At 64.9% G+C, this 19,250-nt stretch carries 16 protein-coding genes; 9 read left to right on the forward strand and 7 right to left on the reverse strand.

What is annotated here, in order from left to right; translation table 11 throughout:
• Genes V7E26_RS05445 through V7E26_RS05465 form a run of 5 tightly spaced genes read left to right on the forward strand, consistent with a single transcriptional unit; the run spans position 1 to position 5,487 of the window.
• Positions 1–753, forward strand: a complete 753-nt coding sequence (locus V7E26_RS05445; protein ID WP_324414304.1) for a CpaD family pilus assembly protein — start codon at positions 1–3, stop codon at positions 751–753.
• Positions 750–2,030 carry an AAA family ATPase gene (locus V7E26_RS05450; protein WP_324414306.1) on the forward strand — a complete coding sequence of 427 codons (1,281 nt, stop codon included), beginning with the start codon at positions 750–752 and terminating at the stop codon, positions 2,028–2,030. Before V7E26_RS05445 ends, V7E26_RS05450 begins: the two co-directional genes overlap by 4 nt.
• Positions 2,031–2,052: 22 nt before the next feature.
• On the forward strand, positions 2,053–3,519 hold the full coding sequence (locus V7E26_RS05455; protein ID WP_324414308.1) for a CpaF family protein: 1,467 nt from the start codon (positions 2,053–2,055) through the stop codon (positions 3,517–3,519).
• A gap of 11 nt (positions 3,520–3,530) precedes the next feature.
• A complete protein-coding gene (locus V7E26_RS05460; protein WP_324414310.1) occupies positions 3,531–4,502 on the forward strand; it encodes a type II secretion system F family protein in 972 nt (323 codons plus the stop codon).
• A 10-nt stretch (positions 4,503–4,512) separates the two neighbouring features.
• The gene (locus tag V7E26_RS05465) at positions 4,513–5,487 is read left to right on the forward strand and encodes a type II secretion system F family protein (RefSeq protein WP_324414311.1); all 975 of its coding nucleotides are present in this window, start codon (positions 4,513–4,515) and stop codon (positions 5,485–5,487) included.
• A 200-nt stretch (positions 5,488–5,687) separates the two neighbouring features.
• Here the strand turns inward: V7E26_RS05465 and V7E26_RS05470 are convergent, their stop codons facing one another.
• Positions 5,688–6,461, reverse strand: a complete 774-nt coding sequence (locus V7E26_RS05470; RefSeq protein WP_324414313.1) for a tetratricopeptide repeat protein — start codon at positions 6,459–6,461, stop codon at positions 5,688–5,690.
• Positions 6,462–6,688: 227 nt separating this feature from the next.
• Between V7E26_RS05470 and V7E26_RS05475 the strand changes: the two genes are divergently transcribed.
• Both V7E26_RS05475 and V7E26_RS05480 read left to right on the forward strand, forming a co-directional pair.
• Positions 6,689–8,071, forward strand: coding sequence for a leucyl aminopeptidase family protein (locus V7E26_RS05475; protein WP_324414315.1), 1,383 nt, complete (start codon positions 6,689–6,691; stop codon positions 8,069–8,071).
• Positions 8,064–8,909, forward strand: a complete 846-nt coding sequence (locus V7E26_RS05480) for a C40 family peptidase (RefSeq protein ID WP_324414316.1) — start codon at positions 8,064–8,066, stop codon at positions 8,907–8,909. Before V7E26_RS05475 ends, V7E26_RS05480 begins: the two co-directional genes overlap by 8 nt.
• Positions 8,910–9,029: 120 nt before the next feature.
• On the opposite strand, the gene V7E26_RS05485 is transcribed toward V7E26_RS05480, so the two are convergent.
• From V7E26_RS05485 to V7E26_RS05510, 6 genes are all read right to left on the reverse strand, one after another.
• The gene (locus tag V7E26_RS05485; protein ID WP_324414318.1) at positions 9,030–10,655 is read right to left on the reverse strand and encodes an ABC transporter ATP-binding protein; all 1,626 of its coding nucleotides are present in this window, start codon (positions 10,653–10,655) and stop codon (positions 9,030–9,032) included.
• Positions 10,656–10,665: 10 nt separating this feature from the next.
• A complete protein-coding gene (locus V7E26_RS05490; RefSeq protein ID WP_324414320.1) occupies positions 10,666–11,844 on the reverse strand; it encodes an ABC transporter permease in 1,179 nt (392 codons plus the stop codon).
• Complete coding sequence (locus tag V7E26_RS05495) at positions 11,844–12,950, reverse strand: microcin C ABC transporter permease YejB (protein ID WP_324414322.1); 1,107 nt, start codon at positions 12,948–12,950, stop codon at positions 11,844–11,846. Before V7E26_RS05495 ends, V7E26_RS05490 begins: the two co-directional genes overlap by 1 nt.
• A gap of 3 nt (positions 12,951–12,953) precedes the next feature.
• Entirely contained in the window at positions 12,954–14,822 is a 1,869-nt protein-coding gene (locus tag V7E26_RS05500; RefSeq protein WP_324414324.1) for an extracellular solute-binding protein, read from the reverse strand.
• 11 nt (positions 14,823–14,833) lie between these two features.
• Positions 14,834–16,738, reverse strand: a complete 1,905-nt coding sequence (locus tag V7E26_RS05505) for an extracellular solute-binding protein (RefSeq protein ID WP_324414326.1) — start codon at positions 16,736–16,738, stop codon at positions 14,834–14,836.
• Between the two features lie 284 nt (positions 16,739–17,022).
• Positions 17,023–17,574: a c-type cytochrome gene (locus V7E26_RS05510; RefSeq protein ID WP_324414328.1), complete on the reverse strand. Its 552-nt coding sequence runs from the start codon at positions 17,572–17,574 to the stop codon at positions 17,023–17,025.
• Positions 17,575–17,773: 199 nt separating this feature from the next.
• Here V7E26_RS05510 and V7E26_RS05515 point away from each other — a divergent pair, with 199 nt between their 5' ends.
• Together V7E26_RS05515 and V7E26_RS05520 are read left to right on the forward strand one after the other, a co-directional pair.
• Complete coding sequence (locus V7E26_RS05515) at positions 17,774–18,517, forward strand: 3-deoxy-manno-octulosonate cytidylyltransferase (protein WP_324414330.1); 744 nt, start codon at positions 17,774–17,776, stop codon at positions 18,515–18,517.
• 45 nt (positions 18,518–18,562) lie between these two features.
• The coding region (locus V7E26_RS05520; RefSeq protein WP_324414331.1) for a prephenate dehydratase at positions 18,563–19,250 on the forward strand (688 nt) is incomplete at its 3' end.

Raw genomic sequence — 19,250 nt, forward strand, 5'->3', positions numbered from 1 at the left:
ATGACACGCAGTATTAAACCCACAAGGCCCGCCGCGCTCCGGCGTCCCCTCTGCCTGGCAGGCGCGCTGGTCGGCGTTTCGATGGCGCTTGGCGCCTGCAAGACCTCCTCGGACCTCGTGATGGCGGCGAGCGTGCCCGACGACTATCGCCTGCGGCATCCGATCGCGATCCAGGAAGCCGACCGCTCGATCGTGGTGTTCGTCGGCCGCGGACGCGGCGGCCTTTCCGCGGCCCAGCGCGCCGACGTGATGGCTCTCGCCCAAAGCTGGCTGCGCGAAGGCACCGGCGCCATCAGCGTCGACGTGCCCGTCAGGACGCCGAATGCGCGGGCGGCCGAGGATACGATGCGCGAGATCCGGGCGAGCTTCGCCGCGGCCGGCGTGCCGCCGCGCGCGGTCAATGTCCGCCAGTACACGCCCGAGGATCCGAGGCACATGGCCGCGATCCGGCTGAATTATCCGAGGATCTCGGCGGTCGCCGGTCCGTGCGGGCTGTGGCCGGAGGATCTTGGCAACTCGATCAACAACAAGAGCTACTTCGAGAACAAGCCCTACTACAATTTCGGCTGCGCCAATCAGCGCAACCTGGCGTCGATGATCGACAACCCGTCCGACCTCGTGCAGCCGCGTCCTGAAACCCCGGCCTACACGCCCCGTCGCTCCATCGCGTTCGAGAAATATCGCAAGGGCCAGACCACCACCACCAACTATCCCGAGGCCGACAAGGCCAAACTCAGCGATACCGGCAAATGATCACTTACTCGCGCCAGAACTCAGAATCGCAGTTGCAGGAGCCGGACGCCATGGCGCCGTCGACCGAGGATCACATCGCGCCCGCGCCCAGGGTGTCGGTGCAGGCCTTCTGCGAGACGGTGGAAACCGCCGCCGCCGTGCAGGCGGCGGGCGAAGACCGCCGCCTCGGCAAGGCCCACCTCAAGATCCAGATGGGCGGCATGGCGGCCGCCGTCGAGGCCTACCGCTCGGCCCCGACGCCGAACGTCATCATCCTCGAGACCGAAGGCCGCAACGACATTCTCGCCGGCCTCGACCAGCTCGCCACCGTGTGCGACGCCGGCACCCGCGTCGTCGTGATCGGGCGCATCAATGACGTCACGCTCTACCGCGAGCTCGTCCGCCGCGGCGTCAGCGACTACGTGATCGCCCCGGTCGGCGCCATCGACGTCGTGCGCTCGGTATGCAACCTCTTCGCATCGCCGGAAGCCAAGGCGGTCGGCCGCATCATCGCCGTCGTCGGCGCCAAGGGCGGCGTCGGCTCGTCCACCGTCGCCCATAACGTCGCCTGGGCGATCGCCCGCGATCTGGCGCTGGATTCGGTGGTCGCCGATCTCGACCTCGCGTTCGGCACCGCCGGCCTCGACTACAACCAGGACCCGGCACAGGGCATCGCGGATGCGGTGTTCTCCCCCGACCGGATCGATACCGCGTTCCTCGACCGCCTGTTGTCGAAATGCACCGACCATCTCAGCCTGCTGGCGGCGCCGGCGACGCTCGACAAGGTCTACGATTTCGGCGCCGAGGCGTTCGATGCGATTTTCGACACGCTTCGCACCACGATGCCCTGCATCGTGCTCGACGTTCCCCACCAATGGTCGGGATGGACCAGGCGCGCGCTGATCGCGGCCGACGACATCCTGATCGTCGCCGCGCCCGATCTCGCCAATCTGCGCAACACCAAGAACATCTTCGACCTGCTGAAGTCTTCACGGCCGAACGATCGCGCCCCGCTCTACTGTCTCAACCAGGTCGGCGTCCCGAAGCGCCCGGAAATCCCGGCGGCCGAGTTCGCCAAGGCGATCGAGAGCCACCCGATCGCCACGATCCCGTTCGAGCCACAGATGTTCGGTTCGGCCGCCAATAACGGCCAGATGATCGCGGAAATTGCCGCGAGCCATCGCACCACTGAGATCTTCCTGCAGATCGCGCAGCGGCTTACCGGCCGCGGCGAGACCAAGAAGCCGAAGAGTTCGTTGCTGTCGCCCTTGATCGAGAAGTTGCGGGCCAAGAAGTAGATCGCCCGCGTGGAGTGCCATCGTGTTCGGTAAGCGTAGCGGAAATGATGATAACCGGGCTTTGAAGCCCGCCTTCCAGGCACCGGAGCCGGCTCCCGCCGCAGCGCCGCCGCGCGAGGTCGCCGCGCCGACCGTCGCCTCGCCTCCTATTGCCCCGCCCAAGCCGCAGCCGCCGCCCGCCCCGGCCGCGGCTTCGGGGCGGTCCGACAATTACTACCAGGTCAAGGCCACCATCTTCGGCGCGCTGATCGAGGCGATCGACCTCGCCCAGCTTGCCAAGCTCGACGGCGAATCGGCGCGCGAGGAAATCCGCGACATCGTCAACGAGATCATCGCGATCAAGAACATCGTGATGTCGATCGCCGAGCAGGAAGAGCTGCTCGACGACATCTGCAACGACGTGCTCGGCTACGGTCCGCTGGAGCCGCTGCTGTCGCGCGACGACATCGCCGACATCATGGTCAACGGCGCCGGCACGGTGTTCATCGAAGTCGCCGGCAAGATCCAGAAGACCGGCATCCGCTTCCGCGACAACCAGCAGCTGCTCAACATCTGCCAGCGCATCGTCAGCCAGGTCGGCCGCCGCGTCGATGAATCCTCGCCGATATGCGACGCCCGCCTCGCCGACGGCAGCCGCGTCAACGCCATCGTGCCGCCGCTGGCGATCGACGGCCCCGCGCTCACCATTCGTAAGTTCAAGAAGGACAAGCTCACCCTCGACCAGCTGGTCAAGTTCGGCGCAATCTCGCCGGAGGGCGCGACGATCCTGCAGATCATCGGCCGCGTCCGCTGCAACGTCCTGATCTCCGGCGGCACCGGTTCCGGCAAGACCACCCTTCTGAACTGCATGACCAACTACATCGAGCATGACGAGCGCGTCATCACCTGCGAAGACGCCGCCGAACTTCAGTTGCAGCAGCCCCACGTGGTGCGGCTGGAAACCCGGCCGCCCAACATCGAAGGCGAAGGCCAGGTCACGATGCGCGAACTGGTCCGCAACTGCCTGCGTATGCGTCCCGAGCGGATCATCGTCGGCGAAGTCCGCGGACCCGAGGCGTTCGACCTGCTGCAGGCCATGAACACCGGCCACGACGGCTCGATGGGAACGCTGCACGCCAACAACCCGCGCGAAGCCCTGTCGCGCTGCGAATCGATGATCACCATGGGCGGCTTCTCGCTGCCCTCGCGCACCATTCGGGAAATGATCTGCGCCTCGATCGACGTCATCGTGCAGGCGGCGCGCCTGCGCGACGGCTCGCGCCGCATCACCCACATCACCGAGGTGATGGGCATGGAAGGCGAAACCATCATCACGCAGGACCTGTTCCTGTACGACATGGTCGGCGAGGACGCGAACGGCAAGATTATCGGCCGGCACCGCTCGACCGGCATCGGACGCCCGAAATTCTGGGACCGGGCGCGCTATTACAACGAAGAGAAGCGGCTGGCAGCCGCGCTCGACGCTGCTGAAGTCACCGAAGGCGCTTAACAGAGGCAACAATGCAGGCACTCGCACTGGCCTTTCTGGCCGCCACCGCCATCGGCGGTCTGGCGTGGGTATTCATCTATCCGATGCTGTCGGGCGAGCGGAAGGCGGAATCCCGCCGCGCCTCGATTGCCCGCAACGACGCGCCGGCACGGCAGGTCGAGAAAACCCAGCGCTCCCGCCGCGAGCAGGTCGAGGGATCGCTGAAGGAACTCGACGCCCGCCGCAAGAAGGAAAAGTCCATTCCGCTCTCGACTCGCCTCGCCCAGGCCGGCCTCGGAACGTGGACGACCCAGAAATTCTGGATCGTGTCCGGCGTCATGGGCGCGGTCGGATTCGTGATCGCGTTCTTCGTCGGCCACAACCCGCTGGCGGCCGTGGCCATGGCGTTCGCCACGGGCCTCGGCTTGCCGCGCTGGCTGCTCGGCTATCTGAAGAAGCGCCGCGAGACGGCGTTCCTGAAGGCGCTGCCTGATGCCGTCGACGTCATCGTGCGCGGCATCAAGGCCGGCCTGCCGCTGTTCGAGTCGATCAAGGTGGTGGCCGCCGACGCGCCGGAGCCGCTCAAGAGCGAATTCAGCGCCATCATCGAAACCCAGACCATCGGCATGCCGCTCGGCGAAGCCTGCTCGCGGTTGTACGAGCGGATGCCGCTTCCGGAAGCGAACTTCTTCGGCATCGTCGTCGCGATCCAGCAGAAGTCCGGTGGCAATCTGTCGGAAGCGCTCGGCAACCTCTCCAAGGTGCTGCGCGACCGCAAGAAGATGAAGGAAAAGATCCAGGCGATGTCGATGGAAGCCAAGGCCTCCGCGGGCATCATCGGCTCGCTGCCGCCGGCCGTGATGTTCCTGGTCTGGCTTTCGACGCCCGATTACATCTCGCTGCTTTGGACTCATCATATCGGCCAGTTCATGCTGCTGTGCTGCGTCGGTTGGATGACGATCGGCGTGCTGGTGATGAAGAAAATGATCAACTTCGACTTCTGACGGTGCGACCATGATTGACTTCATCATCCAGAAAATGCACGACCCGCGGTTCATGACCATGCTGCTCGCCGCCATTGCGGCGAGCGCGACCGCGTATACGCTGATCATGCCGCTGCTCGCCGGCGAGGGCCTGGCCAAGCGCATGAAGGCGGTGGCCAGCGAACGCGAGCGGCTGCGTCAGCGTGAGCGCGAGCGCCTCAACAAGTCGGAGAAGGTGTCGCTGCGGCAAACCCCGAAGCAACTCGTCTCCAAGGTGGTGGAAGACTTCAACCTGACCAAATGGCTGGCCCAGGAGGCCGCGCGCGACAAGCTGATCATGGCCGGCTATCGCGGCCATGCGCCCTACGTCACATTCCTGTTCGCCCGCGCGGTGACGCCGATCGTGCTGTTTCTCGGCGCGGCCCTCTACGTGTTCGTGATCGCGCAGATGGACAAATCGCTGACGGTCAAGCTCGGCATCTGCGTCGGCGCCGCCTATCTCGGCCTGCAGGCGCCGATGCTGTTCCTGAAGAACGCCATCAGCAAGCGCCAGCTCTCGATCAAGCGCGCCTTTCCCGACGCGCTCGACCTGCTGCTGATCTGCATCGAATCAGGCATGTCGGTCGAAGTCGCCTTCCGCAAGGTCTCGACCGAAATCACCTCGCAATCGGTCGCGCTGTCGGAAGAGTTCGCGCTGACCACGGCGGAACTGTCCTACCTGCAGGATCGCAAGATCGCCTACGAGAACCTCTCCAAGCGCACCGGCCTCGAGGGCGTCAAATCGGTCTGTCTGGCGCTGATGCAGTCGGAACGCTACGGCACCCCGCTCGGCCAGAGCCTGCGCGTGATGGCCCAGGAAAACCGCGACATGCGGATGACCGAGGCCGAGAAGAAGGCGGCTGGCTTGCCGCCGAAGCTGACCGTGCCGATGATCCTGTTCTTCCTGCCCTGCCTGTTCATCGTCATTCTCGGACCGACCTACATCAAGCTCCAGATGATGCCGTGAGGCGATCGGCGCGGCCGCGAGCCGCGCCCATTCGACCGCGGCCCGCGAACGTCTCAGCCGGGGCGACAGCCCGATGAAATTCCGGACAGCGCTGCCCGACCCGCCTTCAGCCGATGCGCTGCGGCGGATCGATCATTCATGAATGATGGTGGATGTGGGCGGGCTATCGCGGCTGCGATCCCGGCCGCGGGCTTGCGGGTTCAGTCCCGGCCGAGGGCTGCGACCGGAATGGTCGCCTTGCCGCCGGGCGGACGCGAATTGTCCTTGTCCTTGCGGTTCAGCATTTCCCGCAGGTACGCCACGTTCGCGCTGGCCTCGTCGGGCGGCAGACCGCCCTTGGCGATGGTCTCGGCCTCGGCGAAGCGGCCCTGCAGGCCGACCACGAGCGCCAAATTCTGCCGCACCCGGGCGTCGGCGCCCGGATTGGCATAGGCGCGCCGCAGGGTTTCCTCGGCCTGCGGCAATTCCCGCGTCAGCATGTAGGAGAGCCCGAGATTGGACAGCACCGAGGGTTCTTCCGGCACGATCTTCAGCGCGCTCGCATAGTAGCCGCGGGCCTCTTCGTGCTTGCCCATCTTGTCGAGCGTGGTGCCCTGCACCGAAAGGATGCGCCAGTCGGGATTGGCGGGCGAATGGGCGCGGCTTAGCACATCGAAGGCGGCCTGCGAATTGCCGTTGTCGGCGAGCGCGCGGCCGTAAGCGGCGAGCATCGTCTTGTTGCCGGGATGCGCGATGGTGGCCTGTTCGAGCACGGCGGCGGCCTGCGCGCGCTGGCCGGTGGCGCGGAGCGCCTGGCCGTAGCCGAGCGCCGCCTCGGCGTCCTTGGGATTGGCGCGATAGCGTTCGCCATAGATCTCGGCGGCGCGGCGCGGATCTTCGGGGACGGCAGCGGTTTGCGTCTTTGACGACGACGAGGTCAGCGAACCCGTGATGTCCGACATGGTCTGGCAGCCGCCAAGGCCTGCGGCCAGCATGGCAGTGACGGCCGCGGAGGTAAGGAACCGGGCAAGGGATCCGGCGAGAGACCCGGCAAGAAACCCGGCATGGCTGGACGGTCGGCGCATGGCTACTTGAACTCGCGAAAATGGCTGGCGGATGGGTCCGAACAAGGCAGCAATAAACTGTTAACCCTAACGGCCGGTTAATCGGCCGTGCTATGCAGCCCCACAGCCCGCCCTCCCGTCCCCTTCGCGAGACCTGCATGCCATCCCCGTTCGAGACCGCGCCCTCCGCCCCCGCCATTCCGATCACCTTCGCCAGCAAGACCACCTGGGATGCGGTCGCCAGGGAGCTTCCCGAGCAGGCACGGCAATTCGCGCTGGCCAATGATTTCACCGCCAGGCCCGGCAAATGCCTGACGCTGCCCACCGCCGACGGACGAATCGCGCAGGTCGTATTCGGGCTGGAGGACGAGAGCAGCAAATCGCGCGACCTGTTCCGGCCCGGGGCGCTGCCCGGCCTGTTGCCGCCGGGCGTCTATCGATTCGCCAACGCGCCGCACGACACGCGGCTGGCGACGCTCGCCTTTGCACTCGGCAGCTACCGCTTCGGCCGCTACCGCAAGGCGGAGACGCCCGATGTCCGGCTGGTGCCGCCGGATGGCGTCGATGCCGCCGATATCGCGCGAATGGCGGAAGCCGCCGCGCTGGCGCGCGACCTGATCAACACGCCGTCCAACGACATGGGGCCGGAGCAACTGGCCGATGCCGCCGAGGCGCTGGCGGAGCGCTTCGGCGCCAGCTTCGACTGCATCACCGGCTGTGAACTCCTGACGCAGAACTTTCCGCTGATCCACGCCGTCGGCATGGCCTCGCCGCGCGCCCCGCGCCTGATCGACCTCCGCTGGGGCGACCCCGCGCATCCCAAGATCACGCTGGTCGGCAAGGGCGTCTGCTTCGACACCGGCGGCCTCGACCTGAAGCCGTCCAGCGGCATGCTGATCATGAAGAAGGACATGGGCGGTGCCGCCAACGTGCTGGCGCTGGCGCAGATGGTGATGGATGCGAAGCTGAAGGTGCGGCTGCGCGTCCTGATCCCCGCGGTGGAGAACGCGGTCGCCGGCAACGCCTTCCGCCCGCTCGATGTCTTCAAGTCGCGCAAGGGGCCGACGGTGGAGATCGGCAACACCGACGCCGAGGGACGGCTGGTGCTGGCGGATGCGCTGGCGCTGGCCGACGAGGAGAAGCCGGATCTCCTGATCGATCTCGGCACCCTGACCGGCGCGGCGCGGGTGGCGCTGGGGCCGGATTTACCGCCATTTTACACAGATGATGAGACGCTCGCCGAAAGCGTCTCGGTGCACGCGAAGCGAGAGAACGATCCGTTGTGGCGAATGCCGCTGTGGCCGCCCTATGATTCCTGGCTGGATTCAAAGGTGGCCGACATCAACAACGCACCAAGCGGCGGCTTTGCCGGCTCGATCACCTGTGCGCTGTTCCTGCAGCGCTTCGTCACCGATGCCAGGAGCTGGCTGCATGTCGATATCTACGGCTGGACGCCGTCGGCGAAGCCGGCGCGCCCCGAGGGCGGCGAATGCCAGGCCGCGCGCGCGATCTACAAACTGTTGAGCGAACGCTATGGATGATCCGCGCCTGACGCCGGCCCGGCCCGAAGTCGCCGCAAGATATCTCGAAGGCAAGGTGCAGGCCGCGCGCTTCGTCGACGGCGAGGAGTTTTGCGTGCGCGCCCCCATCGCGCCGCTGCGCGAGGGGCCCGCTTCGGACGCCATGCTGTCGACGCAGGCGCTCAAGGGCGAACGCGTCACGATCTATGACCGCAATGGTGAAGGCTGGGCCTGGGGGCAACTGAGCAGCGACGGCTATGTCGGCTGGATTCCCGATGCCGCGCTTGCGAGGCCCGGCGCCGCGCCGACGCACAAGGTCACGGCGCTGCTGACCTTCGCGTTCCCCGGTCCCTCCATCAAACTGCCGCCGGCCGAGACGCTGCCGATGGGCGCGCGGATAAACGTGGCGCGCGAAGACGGCGCCTTCGCCGTGACGAGCGATGGCCTTTATTTGCCGCGCCGCCATGTCGGCGGCCTCGACGAGATGGAGCAGGATTTCGTCGCCGTCGCCGAACGCTTTGTCGGCACGCCCTATCTCTGGGGCGGCAAGACTTCGCTCGGCATCGATTGCTCCGGCCTGGTCCAGGTCGCGCTGAATGCCGCCGGCACCGGCTGCCCACGCGACAGCGACATGCAGCAGGATAGCCTGGGCCGGGCGTTAAGTCCTGCCGAAATGAAAAAGCTGCAGCGCGGCGACCTGATCTTCTGGAAGGGTCACGTCGCGATCGTCCGCGACGCCGACACCATGGTGCACGCCAACGCGCATTACATGGCAACCGTGGTGGAGAACACGCGCGAGGCGATTGCGCGGATCAAGGCGGCGGGCAGTGAAGTGGCGGCGATCAAGCGGCTGGATTGAGCAAGCCGGGCCACATCCTTCGAGACGCCGCTTCGCGGCTCCGCAGGATGAGGGTCTCAGTTCCTCATGGTGAGGAGGCGCGAAGCGCCGTCTCGAATCATGCGGCCGAGATGCCGCAAGCTACGTAGCGGCGGTGACGTCCGGCACCGCCTCGATGCGGAACGCAGCCGCAAACAGCGCGCGGGTGTAATCGGTCTTCGGATTCTTGAACAACTCGGCCGCCGGCCCCTCCTCGACCACCCGGCCGTTGCGCATCACGATCAGATGGCTGGCCAGCGAGGCGACGACGCGCAGATCGTGCGAGATGAACATGTAGGTGAGGTCGCGCTTGCGCTGCAGCTCGCGCAGCAGGTCGACCATCTGCGCCTGGAACAGCATGTCGAGCGCCGAGGTCGGCTCGTCCAGCACGACGAAATTCGGCTCCAGCACCACGGCACGCGCGATCGAAACGCGCTGGCGCTGCCCGCCGGAGAATTCGTGCGGATAACGGAAGCGGGTTTCGGGATCGAGGCCGACGTCGCGCAGCGCCTTGACGACACGCGCCTCGCGCTCCTCATACGACAGCGACTTCTGGTGCACGGTCAGGCCTTCGGCGACGATGTCGCCGACCGACATGCGCGGGCTGAGCGAGCCGAACGGATCCTGGAACACGATCTGCATGTCGCGGCGGTACGGCAGCATGTCCTTGAAGCGCAGGCCCTGGATGTCGTTGCCGAGGAAGACGATCGGTCCATCGGAGGAGATCAGCCGCAGCAGCGCCAGCCCCAGCGTGGTCTTGCCCGAGCCGGATTCGCCGACGACGCCGAGCGTCTCGCCCTTGCGCACCGCGATGCTGACGCCATCCACCGCCTTGATGTGGCCGACGGTCGAACGAAACAGCCCGCGCTTGATCGGAAACCAGACCTTGAGATTGTCGGCCGACATCACCACCGGCTCGTTCGGCCGCGGCGGCGCCGGATCGGGCTTCGGCTCCGCCGCCAGAAGCGCGCGCGTGTAGGCGTGCTTCGGCGTCGTAAAGACCTCCTCGACCGGCCCCTGCTCGACGATCTTGCCGGAATTCATCACGCAGACGACGTCGGCGATGCGGCGCACGATGCCGAGATCGTGGGTGATGAACAGCATGCTCATGCCGAGCCGCTGGCGAATGTCGGCGAGCAGCGCCAGGATCTGCGCCTGCACCGTGACGTCGAGCGCGGTGGTCGGCTCGTCCGCGATCAACAAATCAGGCTCATTGGCAAGCGCCATCGCGATCATGACGCGCTGGCGCTGACCGCCGGACAATTGATGCGGATAGCTCTTCAGCCTTGTTTCGGGATCGGGAATTCCGACCTGCGTTAACAGTTCGAGCGTGCGCGCCCGCGCCATCTGCCCGCTGATGCCGTTGTGCAGCAGAAGAATCTCGCCGATCTGCGCCTCGATCGTGTGCAGCGGATTGAGCGAGGTCATCGGCTCCTGGAAGATGATCGAGATGTCGTTGCCGCGGATCTCGCGCATCTCGCCTTCCGACGCGCGCAGGAGATCGCTGCCACGGAAGCGGATGCTGCCGGACGGATGCGAGGCGGCGGGATAGGGCAGGAGCTTGAGGATCGACAACGCGCTGACGGATTTCCCGGAACCGGACTCGCCGACCAGCGCCACGCATTCGCCGCGTCTGATCGAAAACGAGACCTGGTCGACGGCGAGCGTGTTGCCGAACGCCACCGAGAGGTCGCGGACATCGAGCAGGGGCTGGTTGATGGCATCCATGCGCGGGCCCCTACCGGAACGTCTTGCGCGGATCGAACGCGTCGCGCGCGGCTTCACCGATGAAGATCAGGAGCGACAGCATGATCGCGACCGAGAAGAAACCGGTGAAGCCGAGCCATGGCGCCTGCACGTTGGCCTTGGCCTGCGACAATAGTTCGCCGAGCGACGGCGAGCCGGGCGGCAGGCCGAAGCCGAGGAAGTCCAGCGCGGTCAGCGTCATCACCGAGGACGACACGATGAAGGGAAGGAACGTCATGGTCGCTACCATCGCATTCGGCAGCAGGTGGCGGAACATGATGACGCGGCTGGAGACGCCGAGCGCCCGCGCCGCCTGGATGTATTCGAAGTTTCGTCCGCGCAGGAATTCGGCGCGCACGAGGCCGACCAGCGACACCCAGGAGAACAGCAGGAGAATGCCGAGCAGGATGAAGAAGCCCGGCGGCAGCACGGCCGAGATGATCAGCAGCAGATAGAGCGAGGGGATCGCGGTCCAGACCTCGATCAGCCGCTGGAAGGTCAGGTCGACCCAGCCGCCGAAATAGCCCTGCACGCCGCCGGCGGCGATACCGACGATCGAGGAGACGATGGTGAGCGTCAGGCCGAACAGCACCGAGATGCGGAAGCCGTAGATCAGCCGCGCCACCACGTCGCGACTCTGGTCGTCGGTGCCGAGCCAGTTGTATTCGAGATCGCGGCAGCCTTTGAGCCCCTTCCTCTGCACCACTTCCTTGCACTGCTCTTCGGTCAGCATCCAGGTCGGCTTCGACGGCGCAGGCGTCGGCAGGTCGAGGTTATGGGTGTCGTAGGAGAAGCGGATCAGCGGCCAGATGACGGTGCCGCCCTTCTCCGCGATCTGTTTCTGCAGGTACGGATCGCGGTAGTCGGCAGTGGTCTCGAAGTCGCCGCCGAAGGTCGTCTCCGAATAGTTGAACAGCACCGGCCAATAGAGACGGCCGTCATATTTGACGAGAAGCGGCCTGTCGTTGGCGATGAAGTTGGCGAACAGCGAAATGCCGAACAGCGCGAGGAATATCCAGAACGACCAGTAGCCCCGACGGTTCGCCTTGAAGTTCTGCCAGCGGCGGCGGTTGAGCGGTGACGGCGCAAAGCGATGGCGGGTGATCGGGACCGCCTCGCCGAGCGGCGATTGCGTCGAGGTTTCCACCGGTTGGGGCGCAGTGATCGTCATCAGACCTCGCGCGCCTCGAAGTCGATCCGCGGATCGATCCACATATAGGTCAGGTCCGAGACCAGGTTGATCACCAGGCCGACCAGCGAAAAGATGAACAGCGTTCCGAACACCACGGGATAGTCGCGGTTCAGGACGCTTTCGAAACCGAGCAGACCGAGGCCGTCGAGCGAGAAGATGGTCTCGATCAGGAGCGAGCCGGAGAAGAAGGCGTGAATGAACGCGCCCGGAAAGCCCGCGATCACGATCAGCATCGCATTGCGGAAAATGTGGCCGTAGAGCACCTGCCGCTCGCTGCAGCCCTTGGCGCGCGCGGTCATCACATACTGCTTGCGGATCTCGTCGAGGAACGAGTTCTTGGTCAGCAGCGTCATGGTGGCGAAGGCGCCGAGCGCCATCGAGATCAGCGGCAGCGTGATGTGCCAGAAATAGTCGATGATCTTCCAGTACCAGGGGAACTGCGACCAGCCGTCCGAGGTCAGCCCGCGCAACGGAAAGATATTGAAGAACGAGCCGCCGGCGAACAGGATGATGAGGAGGATCGCGAACAGGAATCCCGGGATCGCAAAGCCTATGATGATCACGGCCGAGGTCCAGGTGTCGAACCTCGATCCGTCGGCGACGGCCTTGCGGATGCCGAGCGGGATCGAAATGAGATAGGTCAAGAGCGTCATCCAGATGCCGAGCGACATCGAGACCGGCAGCTTTTCCTTGATCAGCTGGACCACGCTGACGTCGCGGAAATAGCTCTTGCCGAAATCGAAGCGGGCGAAATTCCACACCATCAGCGCGAAGCGTTCCGGCGCCGGCTTGTCGAACCCGAACTGCGCTTCCAGCTTCTTGATGAAATCGGGATCGAGCCCCTGCGCGCCGCGATATTTCGAACTGACGGCATCCGCCGCCGCGCCGGGCTGGCCACGCGGGCCGAGATCGCTGCCGCCGCCCGAAATCCGCGAGGTGCCGCCGGTATCGGCGCCGGAGAGCTGCGCCAGCACGCGCTCGACCGGTCCGCCCGGCGCGAACTGCACGACCACGAAGGACACGAACAGGATCCCGAGCAGCGTCGGAACCATCAGGAGGATTCGGCGGGCAATATAGCCGGTCATGGATCACTTCGCCTGATCGAGCTTGGCGGACTTGGCGGCGTCATACCACCAATTGTCAGGCGCGCCGGTGCCCTGCGCGTAGCGCGCCGGTTTCTCCGGATGGGCGAACAGGTCCCAATAGGCGATCGGGTGATTGGTGCGATACCATTGCGGCACCCAGTAACGGCCGGCCCGGAACACGCGATCGAGCGCGCGGCAGGCGACCGTCAGGTCTTCGCGCGTCTCGGCGCCGATCGCCTTGTCGACCAGCGCATCGATCGCGGGGTTCGCCACGCCGGCCAGATTGTACGATCCCCTGGTGGCCGCTGCCTGCGAAGTGAAGTACGGACGCAGGCTGTCGCCCGGCGTCGGCGACATCGAAAGGCGCATCGTCGTCATGTCGAAGTCGAAGGACTCGACCCGCGCGCGATACTGCACGGCGTCGATCAGGCGGATGCTGGCCTCGATGCCGAGCTGGCCGAGGTTCTTGATGAGGGTCGCATGATGCGGCTGAAACGACGGCTCATCGAGCAGGAATTCGATGGTGAAGACCTCGCCGTTCGGCAGCAGCCGCTTGCCGTCCTTGACCGGCAGTTTCGCCTCCTGCAGCAAGTGCTGTGCCTTGCGCAGCAACTGACGGTCCTGGCCCGACCCGTCCGACACCGGCGGCACAAAGGGTTCGCCGAACACCTCGTCCGGCACCTGGCCGCGGAACGGCTCGAGCAGCTTCAATTCTGCCGGCGACGGCTTTCCGGCCGCCACCATGTCCGAATTCTGGAATGGCGACGCCGTGCGCGCATAGGCGCTGTACATCACGGTCTTGTTGGTCCATTCGAAATCGAACGCGTTGATGACCGCTTCGCGGACCCGGGGGTCCTTGAACTTGTCGCGGCGGGTATTGAAGAACCAGCCCTGCCCGCCCGACGGCAGTTCGTCCGGCAGGGTCTCGCGCTTGACGCGGCCGTCCTTGATCGCCGGGAAGTCGTAGCGCGTCGCCCAGATCCGCGCGGTGAACTCCTCGCGGTAGAGATAGTTCTTGCCGGTAAAGCCTTCGAACGCGACGTCGCGGTCGCGATAGAACTCGTAGCGTACCGTGTCGAAATTATAGCTGCCACGGTTGACGGGAAGGTCGGCCGCCCACCAATCCTTGACGCGATCGAACTCGACGTAGCGGTTGATCTCGTACTTGCCGACCTTGTACGGCCCCGAGCCAAGCGGAACATCGATGCTCGATTCATCGAACGGACGTTTCGCGTAATAATCCCTGGAGAAGATCGGCAGACTCGCGACATAGAGCGGCACGTCGCGCGCGCGGTTCGGCGCGAAGGTCACAGCCACCGTCGCGTCGTCCAGCGCCTCCGCCTTCACGAAATCGCGGAGCTGCACCAGGATCAGCGGGTGCCCCTTTTCCTTCAGTGTATTGAGCGAGAAGGCAACGTCATGCGCCGTCAGTTTCGAGCCGTCGTTGAACCGCGCCTCGGGACGCATCGTGAATCTGTAGGTCAGCTTGTCCGGCGAGATCCAGACCGACTTTGCCGCGAGGCCATACATCGCGTCAGGCTCGTCATTGGCGCGAGCCATCAGCGAGTCGAAGGTCAGCTCCATGCCCTTGGCGCCTTCACCCTTGAGGATGAAGGCGTTGAACGAATTGAACGTCTGGAACGACTGGTTGTAGGCACGGGTCGAGGGGATCGTGGAGAACAATCCGCCCTTCGGCGCCTGCGCATTCACATAGTCGAAATGCTTGAAGTCGGCCGGATATTTCAGGTCGCCAAACACCGACATGCCATGCATCTCGGCGCCGCCATTGTCGGCAAGAGCGGGAGAAAACCGGACAGCCGTCAGCGCGCCGATGCCGAGACCGAGTACGTGCCGGCGATTGAGTAGCGCCATGCGCTTTTCCTTCAAGACCTATTTCCGTTTTTGGCTGCCTTGTCGGCGTCGTGCCACCACAGCGTCGGAAAACCCGACTGGCCATATTTCGGCAGTTCGGAGGGCCGGCCAAAGCGATCCCAGCGCGCGGTGCGAACCTTGGGATAATTCCACTGCGGCACGACGTAGTGGTTCCACAACAACACGCGATCGAGAGCCTTGGTCGCGGCGACGAGATCGGCTCGATCCTTGGCAAAGATCACGCGATCGATCAGCTTGTCGATCGCCGGATTCTTGATGCCGACGATGTTGCGCGAGCCTGCCATGTCGGCCGCCTGCGAACCCCAGTCTTCTCGCTGCTCATTGCCCGGCGACAGCGATTGCCCCCAGGACTGGGTGATGATATCGAAATCCCAGCTACGCATGCGGTTTTCATACTGTATCGGGTCGATCGTGCGCACGCTGACGGCGATGCCGAGACGTTCCAGTGAAGGCTTGTAGAACAGCATGACCCGTTCGAAGTCCGGTTGTTGCGTCAGCAACTCGATCGCAAATGGCGCGCCGGACTTGACATCGACAAGCTTGCGATCCCGCACCTCGTAACCGGCTTCCTTGAGCAGCCGCACCGCCTCGCGCAAATTCTCGCGCACCGCTTCCGGGTTGCCGCCGACCGGGTTGGTGTACGGCTTGGTGAAGACTTCGGCGGGCACCTCGGCGCGGACGGCTTCGAGAATTTCCAGCTCCCTGCCCTCCGGCAAGCCGGTTGCCATCAGCTCTTCCATGCCATCGAAATAGCTGCTGATGCGCTTGTACTGGCCGAAGAAGATCTGCTTGTTCATTTCCTCGAAATCGAACGCGTAGTTCAGCGCGCGGCGCACCCGGGGATCGCCGAACTTGGCGCGGCGGAGATTCGGCGCAAACGCCTGCATCACGCCGGAACTGCGGTTCGGAAATTCTTCCAGCAGCACGCGCTTGTTGGTGACGGCCGGGAAGTCGTAGGCCGTCGCCCAGTTCTTCGCGCTGTTCTCGGTGCGCCAATCGACCTGATCGCCCTTGAAGGCTTCAAGCGCGACCGATCCGTCGCGAAAGTATTCGTAACGCAGTTCGTCGAAGTTATTGCGCCCGATGGCGAATCCGAGATCGCGGCCCCAGTATTCCTTGACGCGCTCGAGCGTCACCGTTCTGCCGGCTGCAAAATCCTTGATACGGTAGGGCCCGCAGCCGAGCGGCTTCTCCAGCGTGGTCGCGGAAATGTCGCGCTTGCGGCCCTCGCTGTCGGTGCCTTCCCACCAATGCTTGGGCAGGATAATGAGCTGGCCGACGATCTGCGGCAGTTCGCGGTTGCCTGAAGCATCGAAGGTGAACTTGATTTCGCGCTCGCCGCTCTTTTCCGCCTTCACGACGTGGCGGTAATAGGCTGAATAGAACGGATGATGCTTCTTGAAGGAGTCGAGCGAGAAGACCACGTCCTCCGGCGTCACCGGCATTCCGTCGTGCCACTTCGCCTGCGGCCTCAGGCGGTAGATGACGTACGAAAAATCATCGGGATGGCTGACGGCCTCGGCCAGCGCGCCATATTCCGTCGAGACCTCGTCCAGCGACGCCGTCATCAGAGATTCGTAGATGAGCTGCACCGCGGCTGCGATGGAGCCCTTCACGCCCGAGACCACGATGTTGAAGTTATCGAACGTGCCGACCTGGATCTGGCGGACCGTGCCGCCTTTGGGGGCGTCCGGATTGACGTAGTCGAACCGCTTGAAGTCGGCCGGATACTTGACCTCGCCGAACAGCGACAGCGCATGGCGCCAGGTGGCTTCGCCGGCCGCAGATTGAGCATTGGCTGGCGCGATCGCGGGAATTCCGGGGGCGAGCCCCAGCGCGGGGGCCATGGCGGCAGCCGCGGCGCCCTGGAGGAGATGTCGTCGGGTAATTGCCAAGTGCAGAATTCCTGTTGCTGACACCAATATCCGTGTTGCCGAAGTCCGCGGCGGCCCCAGGCGCGAACCGTGCAACAAGGCGGAGCTAGTGAGGACCTAATATAAGGCAAGTATTCGACGAATTACGTTGCTTTTTCCTCATGATAGCAGCTTGGGAACATGCCTGCTGCGGCGAATAGCCCCGGTAACAACCCCGCTAGCAACGATGCGATCCCCGATAACGCAAACGGCCAGGCAATGCCTGGCCGTCAAGTGGTGGCGACGTCCATACCGGACGGTCGAGCTTACTTCGCCGCGGTCGGCAGCGGCGCGGGATGCTCCGACAGTGAATTCAGATAGGCGATGACGTCGGCGCGCTCGCTGTCCTTCGCGATGCCGGCGAAGCCCATGGCCGTGCCCGGAACGAAAGCCTTGGGGTTGGTCAGGAACTTGTTGAGATCGTCGAAGGTCCAGTTGCCGCCCTTGCCCTTCATGGCAGCCGAGAAATTGAACCCGGCATGACCCTGGCCCTTCGGCTCGTTGACGACGCCGTAGAGGTTCGGGCCGACGCGGTTGGGGCCGCCCTTCTCGAAGGTGTGGCAGGCCGCGCACTTCTTGGCGGCGGCAGCGCCCTTCTCGACGGACGCGGTCTGCAGCAGCTTCTCGATCGGCTCTGCGGGAGCCGCGGCTTCCTTGGCTCCGCCGCCATGGCTGTCTTCCTTCACGGCGATCTCGAAGCCCGGCTTTTCCGGCATCACGGGAGCGAAAATCGCATGGGCGGCAAAGCTCGTCACCAGAACGAGAATGCAGGTGCCGAGGATGGCACCGATAATCTTGTTGAGTTCGAAGGAGTCCATAACGGATCAGGCTCCAGGCCGGATAGATCGACTGAAGGCCGGCAAAACGGCCACGGGTGGGCGCGAGGAATCAGCCTTTCGCGCCGCACCCTCAGCAGGGTTGAGATATCGGTTTGCCCGGGCTCTGGCAACCCGTATAAACGCGCCGGATTTAGTCCCATCCCCATCAAATCCAGCCGTCCGCCCGGGCCCTCAGACCATGACCGATTCCCGTATTTTGGTGCTAATCCCCGCCCGGATGGCGGCGACCCGGCTGCCGGGCAAGCCGCTGCTCGACATCGCCGGACTGCCCATGATCGTGCACGTCCTCCACCGGGCCCAGGAGGCCGATATCGGCCGGGTGGCGGTGGCGACCGACACGGCCGAGATCGCCGACGCTGTCAGGGCCGCCGGCGGCGAGGCGGTGATGACCCGCTCAGCCCACGCTTCCGGCTCCGACCGCATCCACGAAGCCATGCTGGCGCTCGACCCGGCCGGCAGGGCGGAGATCGTGGTCAATCTGCAGGGCGATTTCCCGACCATCGTGCCCGATACGATCCGCGCCGCGCTGCCCCCGCTCGACGATCCCGCGGTCGATATCGCCACCCTGGCCTCACAGATCCATACCGAGGAGGAGGACAAGGCGCCGAGCGTGGTGAAGGCGGTCGGCTCGCCGATCGGGCCGAACCGGCTGCGCGCACTCTATTTCACCCGCGCCACCGCGCCCTACGGCGACGGGCCGCGTTACCACCATATCGGGCTCTACGCCTACCGCCGCGCCGCGCTGGAGCGGTTCGTGACCCTGCCGCCGTCGCCGCTGGAGCAACACGAAAAGCTCGAGCAACTCCGCGCGCTGGAGGCAGGGATGCGGATCGACATCACCCTCGTCGACAGCGTCCCCCGCGGCGTCGATACCCCGGCCGACCTCGAAATCGCCCGCAAGATACTAGCCAAGACGTACTAGCCAAGCCCTGAGCGGCTGCTAAAAGGCCCGCCAGAGAAACGAGCCATGACCAAAAAGCTGAAAATCGCATTCCAGGGCGAGCCTGGTGCCAATTCCCATATCGCGATCGTCGAGGCCTATCCCGACGCCGAGCCGTTGCCGTGCGCGACCTTCGAGGACGCGCTGTCCGCGATCTCCTCGGGCGAGGCCGATCTCGGCATGATCCCGATCGAGAACTCGGTCGCCGGCCGTGTCGCCGACATCCATCATCTGCTGCCGGCCTCCGGCCTCTTCATCATTGGCGAATGGTTTCTGCCGGTCCGCCACCAATTGATGGCGCTGAAGGGGACCGAGCTCTCCGATATCAAGTCGGTGGAAAGCCACGTCCACGCGCTCGGCCAGTGCCGCCGTATCATTCGCAAGCTCGGCATCAAGCCGGTCGTCGCGGCCGATACCGCCGGCAGCGCGCGCGACGTCTCCGAGCGCAAGGACAAGACCGTGGCCGCGATTGCGTCGCGGCTGGCGGCGCAGATCTACGGTCTCGATATCCTGGCCGAGGACGTCGAGGACGAGGCCCACAACACCACGCGCTTCGTGGTGCTGGCGCGCGAGGCCGATTGGGCCAAACAGGGCTCGGGGCCGCTGGTCACATCCTTTGTTTTCCGGGTGCGCAACCTGCCGGCCGCGCTCTACAAGGCACTCGGCGGCTTTGCCACCAACGGCGTCAACATGACCAAGCTCGAAAGCTACATGG

Source organism: Bradyrhizobium sp. (genome assembly GCF_036735945.1).
Lineage (GTDB): Bacteria > Pseudomonadota > Alphaproteobacteria > Rhizobiales > Xanthobacteraceae > Bradyrhizobium.